Genomic DNA, 17634 nt, shown 5'->3' with positions numbered 1-17634 from the left:
CCACGGATGGACCACCCTCCTCCCCACCACCACCATCCACACCAACCACACCACCGCCACCACCACCAACCACACCAACCTCCACCACCACCTCACACACATCCCCAGCAGCCAATGACCACCACCAAAACCACCGGCGCGCTCAAAACCCTTCTCCCCCCCAACACCCCCACCGCCGAAGCCTTCGGCCCCCCACCCACCGGAAAACTCCTCGCCCCCGAAACCACCCACATCGAAAACCGACCACCCCGCCGACAACAGCAATTCACCGCCGCACGGATCCTCGCCCGCACCGCACTCACCCACCTCGGCCACCCCGCCCACCCCCTCCTCCCCGGCCCCGGCGGCGCACCCCAATGGCCCAACGGAACCACCGGCAGCATCACCCACTGCGACGGCTACACCGCCTGCGCCGCCGCCCCCACCACCCACCACGCCTCACTCGGCATCGACGCCGAACCCACCGAACCCCTCCCCCGCGGCACGCTCCACCTCACCGCCACCGCCACCGAGCACCGCCAGCTCGCCCGGCTCCCCCACGGCGTCATCCCCTGGGACCGCCTCCTGTTCAGCGCCAAGGAAGCGACCTACAAGGCCTTCTACCCCCTCACCCGCACCTGGACGGCACTCGCCTCCATCACCGTCACCCTCCACCCCGACGGCACCTTCACCGCCCGCCACCCCCTCAACCCCCAGCCCCACACCGGTCACTGGACCACCCACCGCGGCATCCTCATCACCGCCCTCACCCTCCCCCCGCACACCCGCCAGCACTGACTGCCGCCAGGCCCGTGCCGACACCCGACACGGGCCACAGCCACGACGGGGACTCTCCGCAACCCCTCCCCCGGAGTACCCCCGGGCGCGCCGCCGGGGCCGCGGCGGTAGGACGGATACGGACTGACCGGGAGGAGAGAGCGTGAAGATCGTCGTCGACCTCAACCGCTGTCAGGGTTACGCACAGTGCGTGTTCCTCGCGCCCCGGGTCTTCGAGCTGCACGGCGAGGAGTCCCTGATGTACATCCCGCAGCCCCCCGGAGCCGAGCGGGAGCGCGTCCTGCGCGCCGCCGTGGCGTGTCCGGTGCAGGCCATCCTGGTCGAGGACCCCGAGGCGGGCCGGGCCCCGGGCGAGGAGGACCGCTCAGGTGTCCGTTGACCTGCGGAGCGGCCGGATCGTCGTCGTCGGCGCCTCGCTCGCCGGTCTGCGCGCCGCGGAGACGCTGCGTGACGAGGGCTTCGAGGGGCGGCTGACCGTCGTCGGCGAGGAGCGCCTCCCCCCGTACGACCGCCCCCCGCTGTCCAAGCAGGTGCTGCTCGGGCGGGTGCGCGCCGAGGAGACCGCGCTGCCGCGCCGCCGGGAGGTCGACGCGGACTGGCGCCTCGGCGTCCGCGCGACCGGGCTGGACGGGGCGGCCAAGGAGGTGCTGCTCGCGGACGGCGAGCGGCTGCCCTACGACCGGCTGCTCATCGCCACCGGCACCCGGGCCAGGCCCTGGCCGGACCCCGCGGAGGCGGCCCTCGACGGGGTGCTCACCCTGCGCACCGCGGACGACGCGGCCAGGCTGGCCGAGCGGCTGGCGGCCGGCCCGCGACGGGTGCTGGTGATCGGTGCCGGGTTCACCGGCTCCGAGATCGCCTCCGCCTGCCGGGAGCGCGGCCTGCCGGTGACGGTCGCGGAGCGCGGCCCCGCCCCGCTGGTCGGCGCCCTCGGCGGGGCCTTCGGGGCGCTCGCGGCCGGTGTCCAGCGCGCCTACGGGGTCGACCTGCGGTGCGGGGTGACCGTCACCGCGCTCGAGGGCCGGGCGGGCCGGCTCACCGGTGCCGTGCTCTCCGACGGCAGCCGGATCGAGGCGGACGTCGCCGTGGTCGCCCTGGGGGCCGTCCGCAACACCGAGTGGCTGGCCGCCTCCGGGCTCGCCGCCGGTCCGCGCGGCGTCGCCTGCGACGCGGGCTGCCGCGCCTTCGACATGTACGGGATCGTGACCGACGACGTCTTCGTCGCGGGTGACGTCGCCCGCTTCCCGCACCCGCTCTTCGAGTACCAGCTGCTCTCCCTGGAGCACTGGGGCAACGCCGTCTCCCAGGCCGAGGTGGCGGCGCACAACATGGTCAACCCGGGACCGCGACGGCTGCCGCACCTGAGCGTGCCCGCCTTCTGGTCCAGCCAGTTCGGCCTCAACATCAAGTCCGTCGGCGTGCCGACCTTCTCCGACCACGTGGTGATCGCCCAGGGTTCGCCGGAGGAGCAGCGCTTCGTCGCGGTCTACGGGTACCGGGGCCGGATCACGGCCGCGGTGAGCGTGAACCGGGCCAAGTGGCTGGAGCACTACCAGCGGCTGATCGAGACGGCCGCCCCGTTCCCGCCCGACTGGGCCGGCGTGGAGCAACCGGCCTCCCGCACGCCCGTCCCGTCCGACGTGCCCGACCCGAAGGTGCTCTCGCACGGTCCGACCGTCGCGCTCACCGGTCACCTGCCCGACCGCCGGCTGACCCTGCGGCGCTGGGGCAGCTGAGCGCCGACCGCCCCGAGGACCACCGCCGCCGCCCCGAGGAGCCCGCCATGACCGCCGCCGACACCCCCGGCAACCTGTACGACCGGATCACCGACTACGCCAACCGCGCCGACCCGTACCCGCTCTACGCCGAGCTGCGCGAGCACGGCGTGGCCCGCCAGGACGACGGCAGCTACCTGGTCGGCACCCACCACGAGATCGCCGCGCTGCTCCACGACCCGCGGATCAGCTCCGACCGCCGCAACCGCACCGTCCCGGACGAGGTGCAGGGCGTCCCGGTCGCCTTCATCGGCCGGGACGACCCCGAGCACGAGCGGCTGCGCGCCATCGCCATGCGGCCCTTCGGCCCACCCCACGCCCCCGGCCGGGTCGACGCCATGCACGACGAGATCACCGCGATCGCGGGCGAGTTGATCGACGGGCTGCGCGGCCGCGACCGGATCGACCTCGTCGAGGACTTCGCCTACCCGCTCCCCGTCACCGTGATCTGTCGGCTGCTCGGAGTACCGCGCGAGGACGAACCCCGGTTCCACGCCTGGTCCGAGACGCTGATCGAGGGCTTCGACCCCACGCCCGGCACCGACCCGGCCGAGCGGCAGCGGGTGGCCCTCCAGGCCCGGACGGAGATGGGCCTGTACCTGGGCGAGCTCGCCGAGGCCCGCCGCGGCAAGCCCTCCGACGACATGCTCTCCGCCTTCGTCAACGACCCGGGCCCGGACGGCGGCTTCACCCCGGCCGAGCTGATGGCCACCGCCGTCCTGCTGCTGATCGCCGGGCACGAGACGACCGTCAACCTGATCACCAACAGCGTGCTCACCCTGCTGCGCCATCCCGAGGCGCTCCAACTACTGCGTGATCGACCGGAGTTGATGCCGAGCGCGATCGAGGAGGTGCTGCGCTACGAGCCCCCGGTCCAGTTGCTGCCGCAGCGCACCGCACTGACCGACGTCGAGGTCGCCGGTGTCACCGTCCCCAAGGGCCGGCCGCTGGTCCTGGTGCTCGCCGCCGGCAACCGGGACCCGCTGCGGTTCCGCGACCCGGACCGCTTCGACCCGACCCGGCAGGACAACCAGCACCTCGGGTTCGGCAGCGGCGTGCACAGTTGCTTCGGCGCACCGCTCGCCAGGATCGAGGGGCAGATCGCGCTCACCGCGCTGATCCGCCGCCTCGACGACCCCCGGCTGCTCCAGGACCCGCCCGTCTACCGCCGCAGCCCGATCCTGCGGGGGCCCCGCCACCTGCCGCTCGCCGTCTCCGGTATCACTGACTGAGCACCGCCGGACCGGCCGTAGGAGGGACCGTTCGATGGACAGCGACACCCGGACCAGAGCAGCGATCGAGGAACACTGGCGGGCCTCGGAGGAGGGCGACGACGAGGCCGAGCACGCCATCTACGCGGCGGACGCGATCCTCGACTACCCCCAGTCGGGCGAACGGTTCCGGGGCCGTGCGACGATCTCGGCGCAGCGCGGCGGGCACCCGGCCGACCGGCACTTCACCGTCCGCCGGATCGTGGGCGGCGGGGACGTGTGGGTGAGCGAGTGCGTCATCACCTACGACGGGGTGCCCACCTGCTCGGTGAGCATCATGCAGTTCGCCGACGGGCAGGTGGTGCACGAGACGCAGTACTTCGCGGAAGCCTTCGACGCGCCCGCAGCACGGTCGGCCCTCGCGGAGCCGATGCCGGGCAGGGGGATCACCCCGGACCGACTCCCTCCAGCTGGCTGAGGATCGACGGGTCCGTGATCCTCGCGTCGTCGGCCAGCAGCACCGCCTTGCTGAGGATCACCGCCGTCATCCGGTCGCCCTCGAAGGGGAGGTACCCGGCCTGCGGCGCGGCCGGGTCGGCCGCGGGGACGATGCACAGGTACCGGTCGTCCGGCGTCATCAGGACGTTCCCCGAGCCGAGGTGGATCCGGTAGGTGTGGCGCGAGCCCGTCACCTGGAGGTAGCGGCCCTCGATGCGGCAGCGGTCGGCGATCGCCAGCCGGGGGACCAGCCGCTCCAGCAGCGCCCGGCGGGTCTCGGCGCTCTGGCTCAACTCGCCGGAGCCGTAGGCGTTCCAGTACGCGCGGTGGCGGCCTTCGGGGCCGCCGTCCTGCCAGGTCGGGTCGTTGCCGATGCTGGCGACGCCGACGAACAGGTCGACGTCGCGCAGGACTTCGGACAGGGCGAGCGGCGGGACGTCGGCGAGCGGCACCGGCTCCGCCGGTGCGGCGCCGCCGGAGGGCCACCTGCCGTAGTCGCCGCCGTAGCAGGCCGCCAGGTTCGGCGGGGCGTCGATCGGGTAGAAGCGGACCTGGTCCGTGCGCAGCCGCAGGAAGCTGCCGGAGTCGGTGGTGTCGGCGCCGTGGGCGTGGCCGTCACCGTGGACCCAGTACTCGGCGCGCAGCCCCCAGCGCGGCAGCTCCCGGGTCGCCGGCGGGGCCGAGTCGTCGACCATCAGCCGCAGCCGGTTGCGCCAACCACGGACGGCGGCGAGGGCGTTGAACTGGTGCTGGCGCAGGACGTGCCCGGCGAACCGGTTGGAGTAGGTGCGCGTCGCCCGTTCGGCGTCGGTCAGCAGGTACACCTCGCGGTGCGCCTGCTTGAACGGCTGGGTGATCGCGTGCCGCTCCAGCCAGTCGCGCCAGGCCGTGGCGACGGCGGGCGGGCACCCCACCGGGTGCCAGAGCCGGACCTCGCCGCCCTCCCGCACCGGGTCGTCGGTGAGCGTGCGCAGCTCGCCGTCGGCGAACCCGACGGCCGTCCCGTCCACGGTCCACAACAGCCGCCGCGCCAGCGTGCCCACCAACGGGTGGTCGAGGAGCTGTCGGCGCCAGCGGGCGTACGGCCAGGCGCGGTCGGCGAGGAACTGCCGGTCGAGGCGCTCGCTCTGCGCGGAGAGCGTCCGGTCGGCGTCCTTGACCGCCGCCTTCAGCTCCTTGAGCTCCTCGGCGTGCTCGCGCCGGACGGCGGCGGGCACGCTCTTGACCGACTTGCCGGCCGGGCTGCGCCAGCTCAGCACGGCCTTGACGCCCCGGACCTCCACCACCGCGGTGACGTCGCCCAGGTGCCGTTCGGTGCGCCCGACCTCCGTCAGTCCGCAGTCCGGCACGGTGAGTTCCGCCAGCTCCTCGCGGGAGAGACCGAGCTCCGCGGCCTGGTGCTCCAGCACGGACTCGACCAGGGCGAGCACGGGCTTGTACGTCACCCGCGTTGCCAGCCGGGCGAGTTCGGCGAGCACCGGCTCCCCGCCGAGCCGGGTGAGCGCGCCCACGGCGGCGTTGGCCGCCTTCGGGCTGCGCGGACCGATCCCGGAGGCCTTCCTGAGCGAGCTCTCGACCAGCGCCCCGAGCGCCCGCACGGTGTCCGGTTGGGCGGGCAGCATCCCGAGCACCCAGGTCAGCCCGCGCAGGGCGTCGGCGTTGTACGGGTCGAAGGCGGCGTTGACGTCGGGCTCCCCCGGTCTGCGCTCCAGCTCGAACGTCCGCCGCCCGACGAGCGCGAGCCAGGGCACCACCACGGCCCGGACCCGGTCCGCGCCCAGCTGCTCGACCAGCGCGCCCGCCTGCCGCTCCCAGGCCCGGCCGGGCCTGGCCGCCGTCGCGGTCGTCGCGTGCCGCAGCAGGGCCTCCAGTGCGGGCCCGTCCTCGGCCTCGCGCATCGCCCGCTCGGCCCACGCCTCACCGACGTTGAGGACGGGTTCGGTGAGCTGCCGCCCGAGGGCGCGGACCCGGTCGCCGCCGAAGGCGTCCATCGCCGACCGCCGGAAGGCGGCCACGACGGCGGGCGCGAGGGGGCGGCCCTCCGCCAACTCGGCTTCGGCGAGGACGAGGTAGCGCTCGCCGAACCAGAGGCCGTGCTGCCGGCCGACCTCGCCGAGCACCGCTTCGCGCTCCGCCGGCCAGCTGCCGGGCCGGTCCGGCAGGGTCCGCTCGATGACGACGGCCAGGGCCAGCACGTTGCCGCGGGCCGGGCCAGGCTCCGCCGCGGGCAGCCGCGCCCCCAGGGCGTCGGCGAGCGCGCCCCTGGTCTCCGCCGGCTTCCTGCCCACCGCGTCGAGCACGGTGTCCCGTACGCCGGACCACGTGTCCTCGTCGAACGCCGCCAGCTCCACCAGCCCGTCGGCGATCCCCGCGAGGTCCGCCGGCGCGAGGGTGCGCCGCCGGAGCCGGTCCATGATCCCGTGGAACTGCACCGTCCTCAGCCCCCCACCAGCGGCACGAGCTTCAGGAACGTGACCTCGGTGCCGAGGGCAAGTTCGACCTCCTCCGCCGGGTCGGTGACCTGCCGGTCCCCCACCAGGACGAGGAAGCCGTTGCCCGCGAACGCCGCGAGCGCCCGTTCCGTCTGCACCTCGGGGTCGATCCGCCGGGGCGTGCGCAGCGCGTACCCGTTCGGCACCCGCTGCGTGTCCTGGGGCTGGACGAGCCCCCGGAAGACCTCCGGTGTCCGCGCGTTGTACTCCGCGACCTCCTGGACGACCCGGCGCCGGATCAGCTCACCGACGGTGAGCCGGTGCTCCGCGACCTCCAGGCCCCACCCGTCGCTCCGCCGCCCTGCCGTCGTCTCGTCGACGACCCTCACGATTCCCATGCCGCGGAGGGTACGGCCCCCCGCTGACACCGCCGCCGCCGGACCCGCCGGGCAGCGGCACGCCCCTCCCTGTCACCGCACTATCCTGGCGGCCGGACCCGGCCGGACGGCCCGGACGGCCGCGCGGTCCTGCGCACCGGAACCGCCCACCCGCAGAAGGCCGTTGCCCCCGATCCCGAGAAAGGACACCATGCGCGTTCACCAGGTCACCGGCGCCGCCCTCGCCGTTGCCGCCGCCCTCTACCTCGCGGCCTGCGGGAAGGTCGTCGCCACCGGCGCCCGGGCCGAGCCGGCCCCCGCCCCGGCGGTGACCGCCGTCGCCACCCCGGCCGCCACCCCGGCCGCCGAGCCGGCCTCCCCCGCTTCCGCCCCGCCGCCCAAGACGGCCGCAACCCCGGCCAGTTCTCCCACCGTGGACAAGCGCGGCATGTGCCAGAACCCCGATCTGACCATCACGGCCGCCGACCACACCGTCCACGGCGCGACCAAGCGCACCGTCGTGGTGGAGCTGAGGAACCACAGCGGCCACGACTGCTCGATCTCCGGCTTCGCGGCCGTCGACCTGGACACCACCGCCGGCCCGCTCACCGCGGACCGAACCAGGGAGCCGGTCGTCCCGGTCGTCCTCGGGGACGGCAGATCCGCCTTCTTCGGCATCACCTACCCGGCCGACGCCTCGGGCAGCTCCGGCGTCCGCATCACCGGGCTCCGGGTGACCCCGCCGAACGACAACAGGGGGGTCATCCTCCGTTGGCCCGGCGCCGCCGCCCTGGGCGGCTCCGGCGCCGCCGGCTCCCCCATCAAGGTCGGCCCCGTCGGCGGCACCGGCCGGGCCGACTGACCGTCCGCCGGCGGGCCCGGCGGGCGGCCGTCACACCGCCAGCGGGCCGCCGGGGCCGAAGGCCAGCCGGGCGAACCGGGCGCCGATCACCCGGTGGGCCTCCGGGGACGGGTGCAGGTCGTCGGGCAGCGGGTCCTCCGCGTACTCGGCCTCGCCGTACAGGCTGCGGCCGTCGAGGTAGTGCAGGTGCGCGTCGCCCTCCGCCACCCGGGCCTCGACGATCCGCGCCAGCTCCGCGCGGATGACGGAGAGCGTGAGCCGTCCGCCCCCGGGCTCGCCCGTCGCGCGGAAGCGCAGGGTGCCGGAGCCGAAGTCGGGCGCGAGCGGGCCCGGGGTGTCCTCCTGGAGCGGGCAGTACAGCGGTGAGACGACCAGCAGCGGGGTGTCCGGGTGCCCGTCGCGAACGGTGTCCAGGAAGCCGTGGACGGCCGGGCCGAAGGCGCGCAGGCGCATCAGGTCCGCGTTGACCAGGTTGATGCCGAGCTTGAGGCTGATCAGGTCGGCCGGGGTGTCCCGGATGGCGCGGGCCGTGAAGGGGTCGAGCAGGGCGCTGCCGCCGAAGCCGAGGTTGGTGAGGTCCAGGCCCGCGGCGAGGGCCGCGAGGGCGGGCCAGGTGCCCGTCGGATGGGTGGCGTTGGAGCCGTGGCTGATCGAACTGCCGTGGTGCAGCCAGCGGTTGTGGGTGGCGGCCGGGACGGCGGTGACGGGCGCGTCGGAGTCGAGGGCGATCAGTTCGGTGGTCTCGGTGTGCGGGAGCCAGATCTCGACGGTCTTGTCCCGGGCGGGCAGACCGGTGAAGTGGGCGGTGCCGGGCGGGCCTTCGGTCAGGGTGGTGCGGCCGGTGGCCAGGTCGACGGTCCGCAGGTTGCCGCCGGGCACGGTGGCCCGCGCGGTCGGTGTGCCGTCGACCAGGAGGTCGTAGACCCCGTCGGGCAGGTCGGGCACCCCGGGGTAGGCGCGCTTGGTGGGGACGGCGTGGAGGGCCAGCGTGGTGGCGCGGGTGCGGAAGGCGAGGCGGACGCCGGAGGGCTGCGACTCGGCGATCGCGAGCTGCTCGTCGGGGATCCGGCGGCGGGCGCGGGCGGGCAGCCGGTGCGGGAGCAGGCCGCGGGCGGTCTGCTCGACGTCCAGGTGGCCGTGCAGGAGCGATTCGGTGACGGGGGTGGTGATCATGGCGCGTCTTCGTTCGGGAGTGCGGAGTTTCGGCGTGGGCGGCATCGCCCCTAGAGACAGTATGGGATTACCTAGGCCATCTAGGCAAATGGAAAGTCACTCCAGGGGTCAGCCCGCCAGGATCACCGTCTCGGCCGGCCCGGAGAAGCCCACCGACTGCGCCGGGGCGCCGCTCGCGGCCAGTCGGCGGTGCTCCTGCGGGCTCACCCCGCGCACCCGCTTGAACGCCGCCGACAGGGCGAAGGCGTTGCTGTAGCCGACCTTGCGCGCGGCGAACGCGACGGTGCACTCGGGCTCGCGCAGCAGGTCCGCCGCGACCGCCAGGCGCCAGCCGGCGAGGTAGGCCATCGGGGGCTCGCCGACCAGCGCGGTGAAGCGGCGGGCCAGCCCGGCCCGGGAGACGCCCACCTTCTGGGCGAGGTCGGCGACCGTCCACGGGGTCGCCGGGTCGTCGTGCATCATCCGCAGCACCGGGCCGACCACCGGGTCGTGCTGGGCGCGGTACCAGGCCGGGGCGCCGGACTCCGGGGCGGCCAGCCAGGAGCGCAGGACGGAGACCACCAGCAGGTCGAGGATGCGGTCCAGGACGAGTTCCTGGCCCGGCTCGTTGCGCCCTATCTCGGCGGCCAGCAGGTGCACCAGGGTGTCGTCGGCCCCGGTGCCGGCCGGGCGGACCAGCAGGGCGGGCAGGCAGCCCAGCAGGCGCTGGCCGATCTCGTGCTCGGCCTGGTATGTCCCGGAGAGCACCACCGAGGAGGCCTGGTCCCCCTCCCGGCCCTGGCCCCAGGTGCGCACGCCCAGGGACATCACCTCGGAGACGTCCACCCCGTCCTTGGTGCACACCTGACCGGGGCCGACGATCACGTCCACCGGAGTGTCGGGGTCGTCCGCGACGGTGTACGGCTCGGGGCCCCGCACGATCGCCACGTCCCCGGGGTGCAGCAGCAGCGGGGTCCCGCGTTCGGGCAGGATCCAGGCCTCGCCACGGACCATCGTCACCACCGACAGCGGGGCCCGGTCCTCGATCCGCAGCGACCAGGGCGGCGTGAGGATCGACCGCAGCAGGAACGCGCCACGGGCCTTGGGGCCGTCGAGGAGCCCCGTCAGAGTGTCCATGTCGCCAAGTGTAGACGGCAGGACATCATTTGACGCTCCGTCATTTGAGAGGGTCTTGAGCGATCGAGCTGGCCCGAACGGCCCGGATGCCGGATGATCGGCCCACGGGGAACGGACCGATACCCAGCGCAAGCGAACAGAGGGGCTGCGAAAGATGGAAACGGCACGCACACTCGTCCTGGTGGCGGCCACCGTCACCTGCGGGCTGACCGCCGGGCTGTTCTACGCCTACGCGTGCTCGGTGATGCCGGCGCTCGCCCGGGTCGAGGACCGGACGTTCATCGAGGTGATGCAGCGCGTCAACGTGGCGATCCTGAACGGCTGGTTCGTGCTCGGCTTCGTCGGCGCCCTGCTCACCACGGCGGCCGCGGTCGCCCTGCACCTGCCCTCGGACGGCCACGACGTGCTGCCCGCGACGATCGCCGCCCTGGTGCTGTACATCGCGGCGGTCGGGGTCACCCGCTCGGTCAACATCCCGCTGAACGACGAGCTGGAGAAGGCCGGGTCACCGCAGCGGATCGCCGACCCGACGGCGGTGCGCGGCCGCTTCGAGGCGCGCTGGGTGCGCTTCAACGTGCTGCGCGCCCTGCTGTGCACGGGCGCGCTCGGCTGCCTGGCCTGGGCGCTGATCCTCAACGGGCAGAGCTGACGGGCACGTTCACCAGGGCCGGCCCGGGCGATCGCCCGGGCCGGCCCTTTCCGTGCCCCGGGAACCGGCGACGCGGTACCGGCGCGGAGTGGGACGCTCGGCAGAGGGGTGCTCAGCAGAGGGTCGCGAAGCCGTAGCCGCGCGCCTTGAGGGTGGACAGGATCCCCGGCAGCGCGGCGGCGGTCTGGCTGCGGTCCCCGCCGCCGTCGTGCAGCAGGACCACCGAGCCGGGCCGGACGTTCCCGAGCACCCGGGACCGGATCGCCGCCGTCCCCGGCCGGGACCAGTCGGCCGGGTCCACCGACCAGAGCACGACCTGCTTGCCGAGCGCCGCCGCCCGGGAGCGCACCGTGCTGTTCACCGCGCCGTACGGCGGACGCAGGCACGTCGGGGTGCGGCCGGTCTGCCGGCGGATGGCCCGGTCGGTGCTGCCCACCTGGGTGCCGAAGGAGCCGCCGGAGAGGCGGCGCAGGTCCGGGTGGGACCAGGAGTGGTTCTGCACGCTGTGGCCCTGCCGGGCGACCTGGGCGGTGACCGAGGGGTGGGCGGCGACGTTCTCGCCGAGTTCGAAGAAGGTCGCGTGCACCCCGTAGCGCTGGAGGATCGACAGGATCCTCGGGGTGTAGGCGGGGCTGGGACCGTCGTCGAAGGTGAGGTAGACCACCTTGCCGCTCCGGCTGCCCGCGGCCTCCGCGGTGTCGGCCGGCACCGCGACCGCGCCCGTGGCCACCAACGCGACGGCGAGGGCGCCGATCGCGGTCCTGATCCGTCCAACTGCGCTGCGCCCGACGGGCGGTACGGCCATGCCTGCCCCCTGACCTCGGAACTGCGGTGTCCCGGCCAGTCTGCGCCGCCGACCGCCGGGGCCGCGACCCGCCGATGGGCGGGCAGGGGTGGAATCGGCCACGGTGCGCGTCCGCCCGCCCGTTCGAACCGGGCAGGACGACAGGACGACGTGACGACCGGGGCCGGACCGGCCGAACGCCCCCGGCGGGATCCGCCGGGGGCGCACGTACGGTGCCGGGAAGGCCGGTTCGGCGCGCTGAACCGGTTCAGTCACCGGACCGCTTCAGTCGCCGGACCGGTTCAGCGCGAGCCGCGCCCGTGCAGGACGAGGGCGCGGGAGAGGGCCAGCAGGCCCGCCGTGCACAGCGCGGTGCGGAACATGTTCGCCGCCACCCACGTCCCCTCGAACTTCGTCCGCACCGCCGCCAGGTCATGGATCTGCGCCACATCACCCGCCGCCGCCAGGTCGTTGTTCAGCGGGATGTTGACACCCATCGTCACCATCAGCGCCACCACGTACAGCAGGGTCGCCCCCGCCGCCCACAGCGCCGCCTGCCGCCGACCCGCCTTGTGCTGCAGCCAGGCCGCGATCCCCGTCGCCACGAAGGCACCCGTGAACACCAGCCCGAACATGCCGTTCTCGATCGACTTGTTGATGTGCTGCATCGCCTCCACGTACGTCCGGTCGTCACCGGCCGCCAGGCCCGGCATCACCGACACGTCGAAGGCGAAGAACAGCCCCGCCATCAGCCCCATCGCGATGGTCGCACCCACCAGGACAGGACCGGCGGCCTTGCTGCCGGCAGCGGACGCCATCGGCTGGGCACCTCCTCGGGCGAGGCCGTCGTAGGCCGCTTGAGCGGTGTAGGAAACAGGAGTTGCGGTCTGGTCGGAGCGCATCGGTCATCCTTCGGTTCTCCCGGTCCCCACCCCTCGCGGGGACCACCCCGGCGCCCGGGGCGCCGGTGATCAACTGAACTGCCGTGTGGAGAACCACTGTTGAGTGTATTCCCCGCCACGCGTTCGGTACCTCACGCGTTCCGCGCGCCGATGCGGCGACCGCCCGCGCGCAGTCCGCGAAGTCCCTCGGCCCGCGCCCCGGCGCCGCCGAACCCCCGTTGTCCCGGTCGGAGGACATCGGCCACCCGTCGGCCCGGCCGGGCCCCGGACTCGGGGGCCGTACCTCCTCCGCCGTCCACCAGAACACACCGGGGCCGCTCCGGACCACCGACTTCGACCTGCCCTCCAGCACTCCTTGAGCACCCCGGCGGAACGGCGGCCCGAAAGGCGTGGCGCAGGGGCGGCAGCGGGGGCTATGCTCCCCGGCGATGAACACTTTCGCCTCTCACGAATCGGAGGTCCCGTCCGCGCAAGGTGAGTGCTGATGCACTCCCGCACCGCGAACGGGGACGACTCCCGGCTCTCCTTCTGGCGGCGCGTACGCGAGTACGCCGTGCCGCCCTCCATGATCGAAACCGCCACCGCACGCCGCCTCGCAGGCGACTGGGCCGGTGCCTGCGCCGCCGCCAACGTCGAGGTCGACCTCCGGCTGCGGGACGTCGCGCGCAGCCACGGTCGGCAACTGGCCGACCAGGTGGGCGAGGACCTGCGCCGCCTGGCACCGGACCTGCTGCGCTGGCACCTGCCCCGCACCGCGCCCGACGGGCTGGTGCGCGCCGGGCTGACCGTGCCGCTGGCCCGGTACCCCGGTGAGCGGCCGGTCCATCTGGTGGTCCGAACTCCGCCCGCCTGGGCCGAGTTCGGCCAGCGGATCGCCCTGTCGCTCCGGGACGGCTCCGACACCGGACCGGACCGGCACCCGTGCTCCCACCCCAGTCGCCGCTTCCGGCTCGACCTGCACCGGCACCTGTGGGACGCCGAGCGCAGCGGGGAGCTGGCGCTGCGCGCCGGGGCCGGCGTCGAGGTCGGGGCGGCGGACCGGACCGGACCACCCGGCATCCCGACCACCCTGCAGCCCGGCCTGCCCGACGACTCCCGGCAGCGCTGCGCGGTCGACCGGTGGGCTGCCGAGGCCGAGCTGCTGCTGCGGGCCGAGGGGCGCCCGGCCGGGCCCGTCGTGGTGCGGCTCGGGCACCGGAGGCGGTTGCTGCTCGGCCCCGGCCCCTGCCTCGAGGAGGCCACCGGGGACGTCCGGGGACTCCCGTTGCTGCCCGACGCCGCGACCTGGGCCCTGCCCGACCTCGACCTGCTGCGCGCCGGGGCGATCGAGCCAGACCGGCTGCATCCGCTGGTCGCGGCCGCGCTGGCGCCCGGGCACCGGGCCTCACCGGCATCCCAACCACCGCCCGGACAGAGGCTGGTGGACTGCCGGGGCGCCCGGCACCGGATCGCGGTGGTCGACGGGGTGCTCACCCCGCTCGACCACGACCCGGCGGAGCTGCGCCGCGAGGAGCTGCTGGTCGCGCTGTCCGGAACACCGGTGCCCTGCCTGCGCGCGATCGATCAGGCCCACCGGAATCCGGCCGAACTGGCCGGTGTGCGCGAGCGGTTGGACCACGGCGACACCGCCGGTGCGCTGGCCGTGGTCGAGGAACTGCTCGGCCCGCAGGCGGCACTGCGCGGCGGGCCGTTGCGGGACGAACTCGCGGCGGCCGCCGAGCGGCGGATCGCCTACGGCCTCTACCGGTCCGGGCTGACCCTCGACCAGCGGGTCGAGGCCCTCGACAGCAGGTACTCCTACCAGCTCTACCGCTTCGGCCTCCCCCGCCACGGCTCCGGCGGCTACCCCTTTCCGCGGCCCCCGCGTATCGCGACCCGCTGAACCCTCCCGACCTCCGACCTCCTGACCTCCCGAGGTGATCACCCATGCCCGTGTCCGTCACCCTCCCCATGCCCGCTCCCGGGGCCACCGCGCCGACCCGGCTCGACGTCGCCCGTCAACTGCTCGACCTGCTCGGCGACACCCGCACCGAGCCCCGCCCCGACAGCCGGCTGGAGGCCCTCACCCTCGCCGTCGCCGCCGACCTGCCCGTCCTGCTCTGGGGCGAACCGGGCATCGGCAAGACCGCGGCGCTCAACCACCTCGCCGAGGCCCTCGACCTGCCGCTCACCACCGTCATCGCCAGCGTCCACGAGCCCTCCGACTTCTCCGGCCTGCCGATCGTCGGTGACGACCCCGCGCAGCAGGGAGTCCCGCTGGCCCCGCCGGACTGGGCGGTGCGCCTGGTCCGGGCCGGGCACGGGCTGCTGTTCCTGGACGAGCTGTCCACCGCACCGCCCGCCGTCCAGGCGGCGCTGCTCCGCCTGGTCCTGGAGCGGCGCATCGGCTCGCTCCGACTTCCGCCGGGCGTACGGATCGTGGCCGCGGCGAACCCGCGCTCCTCGGCGGCCGACGGGTGGGAGCTGAGCCCCCCGCTGGCGAACCGCTTCGTCCACCTGCCGTGGGTGCACGACCACGAGGTGGTGGTGCGCGGGCTCGGCGGGGTGTGGCCGGTCGCCACCCTGCCGCGGCTCGACCCGGCGCAGCTGCCGGCGGCGGTCCGGCTGGCCCGCCGGGCGGTGTGCGGACTGCTCGCCGCCCGACCGGAGTTGGTGCACCGGCTGCCCACCGACGAGACCCGGCGGGGCGGGGCCTGGCCGTCCCCGCGGAGCTGGGACATGACGCTGCGGCTGATCGCCTTCGCCACCGCGGCCGGCTCCTCCCGGGAGGTGCTGTCGCTGCTGGTCCGGGGCACGGTCGGGGACGGTCCGGGGTTGGAGCTGATGGCGAGCATGGACCGGATGGACCTGCCGGACCCGGAGCAGTTGCTCGCCGACCCGGCGGGCGCGGTCCTGCCCGAGCGCGGTGACCTGCGCCAGGTGGTGCTGGACGGGGTGGTGGCGGCCGTGCGCAACCGGCCGGAGCGGGCCCGCTGGGACGCCGCCTGGGCGCTGCTGGTGCGGGCCATGGCGACCGGCGCGCCGGACGTCCTGGTCGTGCCGGCCACCACCCTGGCCTCGCTGCGCCGGGAGGACTGGGAGGTGCCGGAGTCGATCGAGCACCTCGCCTCCGCGGTGGCCCTGTCCCGCCGGGCCGACCGCGCCGCCGACCGGGCCACCGCGTACGACCGCGCCGCGGCACAGGGCCGCTGATGGGCGCGCGCACGACGCCGCTGGACGTCGGCCGGCGGATCAGGCCGAAGGTCGCCCGGCCCGTCTCCGTCCCCGGGGACTCCGGCCGGCACCCCGGGCCGCGGGCCGGCCGGGCCGACGGGACGGAGCTCCGCGCGCTGGACCGCGACAAGCTGTACGCCGCCCGGCTGCAGGCCGTCCGGGCCCGCCCCTACCTGGCGACCGCGCTGTTCGCGCTGCACCTGGTGGAGTCCCGGGAGGTGTCGACGATGGCCGTGGACCGCTACTGGCGCTGCTACGCCGCACCCGGGTTCGTCGACCGCACCCCGGTGGAGGACCTCGCCTCGGTGTGGGTGCACGAGGTGTCGCACCTGCTGCGCGGCCACCACGCACGCAGCGACCGGCTGGCCCGTGACCTCGGCCTGCGGGGCCCGGAGGACCGGCTGCGGATGAACATCGCCGCCGACTGCGAGATCAACGACGACGCCTTCGGGGACGGACTGGTCGTGCCCGCGGGCGCCGTCCTGCCCCGGCGCCTCAAGCTGCCGGAAGGGCAGCTGATGGAGGACTACGTCCGCGGCTTCGGCGTCGACCTGACCCGGGCGGACCTCGCCTGGCTGGACTGCGGCAGCGGCGCCGACGGCGTGGACCGCCCCTGGGAACTCGGGCCGGACGGCGCCCACGGGCTGACCCCGCAGGAGCAGGACGCCGTCCGCTTCCGGGTCGCCGAGGGCATCCGGGCCCGCCCCGGGAACGCCCCGGCGGGCTGGCGGCGCTGGGCCGAGGAGGCGTTCCACCCGCCGCAGCCGTGGCGGCAGTTGCTGGGCGCGGCGCTGCGCTCGGCGGTCTCCGGGCCGGGAGCGGGCGGGGACTACAGCTACGGCCGGCCGGCCCGCCGCTCGGTCGGCCTGCCGGGCGTGGTGCTGCCGAGCCTGCGGCGGCGCCCGCCCCGGGTCTCGGTGGTGATCGACACCTCCGGGTCGGTCTCCGACCAGGAGTTGGGCAGCGCACTGCTGGAGGTGACGGCGATCGGCCGGGCGATCGGCGGCCGCCACGACCAGGTGACCGTGCTGAGCTGCGACGCGGCCCCGCAGTCCGTCGGCGTGCTCTGCCGGGCGGCGGGCATCCCGCTGGTCGGCGGCGGTGGCACGGACCTGCGAGCGGGCTTCGCGGCGGCGTTGCGGACCAGGCCGCGGCCGGACGTCGTGGTGGTGCTCACGGACGGCCAGACCCCGTGGCCGGAGGTGGCGCCGGCCTGCCGTACGGTGGTGGGCCTGTTCCGGCGAGCGGTCCGGTACGACGAGAACGACGGCGAGTACCGGCCGGACCGGCCGCCGGCCTGGGCCCGGGTCGTCCCGATCGGATGAGCCGGGCAGGAGGAGGCCTTCCCGTGGACCTGCGCGGTGCGACCGCGGATCCCGACGAGCACGTGCGGCTCGCCCACTACCGCCGGGCCCTCGCCGAGGCGGCGCCGCAGGACGCGGCCGCGGTGGTGGCGCGGGTGCTCGCCGATCCCGATCCGGCGATGGCCGGCGGCGCGGTCTGCGAGTACCTGGACCGGCGGGCGGCGGAGCTCCTGACCGGTCCTGAGTTCCCTTCCTGGAAGGACGGGTCGGCCGTGGCGGCGGCGGCCGACGCGTTCGCCGTACGGCGGCTGGACGAGTGGGCGCTGCTGCGGGCGATGACCCTCGGTGAGCCGTGGGCGGAGGAGCGGTTGCTCGCCGCCTCGAACTGGTTGCAACTGCACGCCGCCGGAACGTGCCCGGCGCGGGCCTGCCTGACCGTCCTGGCCGAGCACGGGCGGACCCGCCGGATCCGCGCCCTCGCCGCAGGCCGGCTCGGCACGTCCCGACGGCCGGGCGGAGGGGCGTCGCGCCGCTCCGCCCGGCCGTAGGGGCCGGCCGGGG

Annotated in this window: 17 protein-coding genes; 11 read left to right on the top strand and 6 right to left on the bottom strand. The window is 75.0% G+C overall.

Annotation, left to right across the window (positions count from 1 at the left end):
• Positions 1-114 precede the first annotated feature (114 nt).
• The 5 genes from AB0O91_RS33665 to AB0O91_RS33645 all read left to right on the top strand — a co-directional run bounded on the left by AB0O91_RS33665 (position 115) and on the right by AB0O91_RS33645 (position 4241).
• Complete coding sequence (locus AB0O91_RS33665; protein ID WP_363441393.1) at positions 115-777, top strand: 4'-phosphopantetheinyl transferase superfamily protein; 663 nt, start codon at positions 115-117, stop codon at positions 775-777.
• A 142-nt stretch (positions 778-919) separates the two neighbouring features.
• Entirely contained in the window at positions 920-1156 is a 237-nt protein-coding gene (locus AB0O91_RS33660) for a ferredoxin (protein ID WP_363441391.1), read from the top strand.
• Entirely contained in the window at positions 1146-2513 is a 1368-nt protein-coding gene (locus AB0O91_RS33655) for an FAD-dependent oxidoreductase (RefSeq protein WP_363441389.1), read from the top strand. The genes AB0O91_RS33660 and AB0O91_RS33655 overlap by 11 nt, the downstream gene beginning before the upstream one ends.
• A gap of 47 nt (positions 2514-2560) precedes the next feature.
• Entirely contained in the window at positions 2561-3784 is a 1224-nt protein-coding gene (locus AB0O91_RS33650; protein WP_363441387.1) for a cytochrome P450, read from the top strand.
• 34 nt (positions 3785-3818) lie between these two features.
• Positions 3819-4241: a nuclear transport factor 2 family protein gene (locus AB0O91_RS33645; RefSeq protein ID WP_363441385.1), complete on the top strand. Its 423-nt coding sequence runs from the start codon at positions 3819-3821 to the stop codon at positions 4239-4241.
• On the opposite strand, the gene AB0O91_RS33640 is transcribed toward AB0O91_RS33645, so the two are convergent.
• Positions 4210-6693, bottom strand: coding sequence for a DUF4132 domain-containing protein (locus AB0O91_RS33640; RefSeq protein WP_363441383.1), 2484 nt, complete (start codon positions 6691-6693; stop codon positions 4210-4212). The genes AB0O91_RS33645 and AB0O91_RS33640 overlap by 32 nt on opposite strands.
• Before the next feature lie 5 nt (positions 6694-6698).
• On the bottom strand, positions 6699-7091 hold the full coding sequence (locus AB0O91_RS33635; protein WP_363441381.1) for a hypothetical protein: 393 nt from the start codon (positions 7089-7091) through the stop codon (positions 6699-6701).
• 190 nt (positions 7092-7281) lie between these two features.
• Here AB0O91_RS33635 and AB0O91_RS33630 point away from each other — a divergent pair, with 190 nt between their 5' ends.
• Positions 7282-7932 carry a DUF4232 domain-containing protein gene (locus tag AB0O91_RS33630; RefSeq protein ID WP_363441379.1) on the top strand — a complete coding sequence of 217 codons (651 nt, stop codon included), beginning with the start codon at positions 7282-7284 and terminating at the stop codon, positions 7930-7932.
• 30 nt (positions 7933-7962) lie between these two features.
• On the opposite strand, the gene AB0O91_RS33625 is transcribed toward AB0O91_RS33630, so the two are convergent.
• Together AB0O91_RS33625 and AB0O91_RS33620 are read right to left on the bottom strand one after the other, a co-directional pair.
• Complete coding sequence (locus tag AB0O91_RS33625) at positions 7963-9105, bottom strand: GDSL-type esterase/lipase family protein (protein WP_363441377.1); 1143 nt, start codon at positions 9103-9105, stop codon at positions 7963-7965.
• Between the two features lie 108 nt (positions 9106-9213).
• A complete protein-coding gene (locus tag AB0O91_RS33620) occupies positions 9214-10221 on the bottom strand; it encodes an AraC family transcriptional regulator (protein ID WP_363441375.1) in 1008 nt (335 codons plus the stop codon).
• Positions 10222-10375: 154 nt separating this feature from the next.
• Here AB0O91_RS33620 and AB0O91_RS33615 point away from each other — a divergent pair, with 154 nt between their 5' ends.
• On the top strand, positions 10376-10870 hold the full coding sequence (locus AB0O91_RS33615) for a DUF1772 domain-containing protein (RefSeq protein WP_363441373.1): 495 nt from the start codon (positions 10376-10378) through the stop codon (positions 10868-10870).
• A gap of 112 nt (positions 10871-10982) precedes the next feature.
• On the opposite strand, the gene AB0O91_RS33610 is transcribed toward AB0O91_RS33615, so the two are convergent.
• Both AB0O91_RS33610 and AB0O91_RS33605 read right to left on the bottom strand, forming a co-directional pair.
• Positions 10983-11675, bottom strand: coding sequence for a polysaccharide deacetylase family protein (locus AB0O91_RS33610; protein WP_363441371.1), 693 nt, complete (start codon positions 11673-11675; stop codon positions 10983-10985).
• Positions 11676-11956: 281 nt separating this feature from the next.
• Positions 11957-12556 (bottom strand): anthrone oxygenase family protein, encoded by a 600-nt coding sequence (locus AB0O91_RS33605; RefSeq protein WP_363441369.1) that lies wholly within the window; start codon positions 12554-12556, stop codon positions 11957-11959.
• Between the two features lie 484 nt (positions 12557-13040).
• On the opposite strand from AB0O91_RS33605, the gene AB0O91_RS33600 reads away from it, so the two are divergent.
• From AB0O91_RS33600 to AB0O91_RS33585, 4 genes are read left to right on the top strand one after another with little or no spacing between them, the layout of a single operon-like run.
• The gene (locus tag AB0O91_RS33600; RefSeq protein WP_363441367.1) at positions 13041-14438 is read left to right on the top strand and encodes a hypothetical protein; all 1398 of its coding nucleotides are present in this window, start codon (positions 13041-13043) and stop codon (positions 14436-14438) included.
• 44 nt (positions 14439-14482) lie between these two features.
• Positions 14483-15748 (top strand): MoxR family ATPase, encoded by a 1266-nt coding sequence (locus tag AB0O91_RS33595; protein WP_363441365.1) that lies wholly within the window; start codon positions 14483-14485, stop codon positions 15746-15748.
• Complete coding sequence (locus AB0O91_RS33590) at positions 15748-17094, top strand: VWA-like domain-containing protein (RefSeq protein ID WP_363441364.1); 1347 nt, start codon at positions 15748-15750, stop codon at positions 17092-17094. The genes AB0O91_RS33595 and AB0O91_RS33590 overlap by 1 nt, the downstream gene beginning before the upstream one ends.
• 23 nt (positions 17095-17117) lie before the next feature.
• Positions 17118-17621, top strand: coding sequence for a hypothetical protein (locus AB0O91_RS33585; RefSeq protein WP_363441362.1), 504 nt, complete (start codon positions 17118-17120; stop codon positions 17619-17621).
• The last annotated feature ends 13 nt before the right edge of the window (positions 17622-17634 follow it).

It is taken from the genome of Kitasatospora sp. NPDC089797, from assembly GCF_040684795.1.
In the GTDB taxonomy this organism is placed as follows: Bacteria; Actinomycetota; Actinomycetes; order Streptomycetales; family Streptomycetaceae; genus Kitasatospora.
This window is presented reverse-complemented; position numbering and strand designations above follow the sequence as displayed.

Coding starts and splice junctions, on each gene's coding strand:
- AB0O91_RS33590 (WP_363441364.1), top strand. CDS start 15,748: ATGGGCGCGCGCACGACGCCGCTGGACGTCGGCCGGCGGATCAGGCCG.
- AB0O91_RS33600 (WP_363441367.1), top strand. CDS start 13,041: ATGCACTCCCGCACCGCGAACGGGGACGACTCCCGGCTCTCCTTCTGG.
- AB0O91_RS33635 (WP_363441381.1), bottom strand. CDS start 7,091: ATGGGAATCGTGAGGGTCGTCGACGAGACGACGGCAGGGCGGCGGAGC.
- AB0O91_RS33665 (WP_363441393.1), top strand. CDS start 115: ATGACCACCACCAAAACCACCGGCGCGCTCAAAACCCTTCTCCCCCCC.
- AB0O91_RS33610 (WP_363441371.1), bottom strand. CDS start 11,675: ATGGCCGTACCGCCCGTCGGGCGCAGCGCAGTTGGACGGATCAGGACC.
- AB0O91_RS33595 (WP_363441365.1), top strand. CDS start 14,483: ATGCCCGTGTCCGTCACCCTCCCCATGCCCGCTCCCGGGGCCACCGCG.
- AB0O91_RS33650 (WP_363441387.1), top strand. CDS start 2,561: ATGACCGCCGCCGACACCCCCGGCAACCTGTACGACCGGATCACCGAC.
- AB0O91_RS33630 (WP_363441379.1), top strand. CDS start 7,282: ATGCGCGTTCACCAGGTCACCGGCGCCGCCCTCGCCGTTGCCGCCGCC.
- AB0O91_RS33625 (WP_363441377.1), bottom strand. CDS start 9,105: ATGATCACCACCCCCGTCACCGAATCGCTCCTGCACGGCCACCTGGAC.
- AB0O91_RS33620 (WP_363441375.1), bottom strand. CDS start 10,221: ATGGACACTCTGACGGGGCTCCTCGACGGCCCCAAGGCCCGTGGCGCG.
- AB0O91_RS33605 (WP_363441369.1), bottom strand. CDS start 12,556: ATGCGCTCCGACCAGACCGCAACTCCTGTTTCCTACACCGCTCAAGCG.
- AB0O91_RS33615 (WP_363441373.1), top strand. CDS start 10,376: ATGGAAACGGCACGCACACTCGTCCTGGTGGCGGCCACCGTCACCTGC.
- AB0O91_RS33645 (WP_363441385.1), top strand. CDS start 3,819: ATGGACAGCGACACCCGGACCAGAGCAGCGATCGAGGAACACTGGCGG.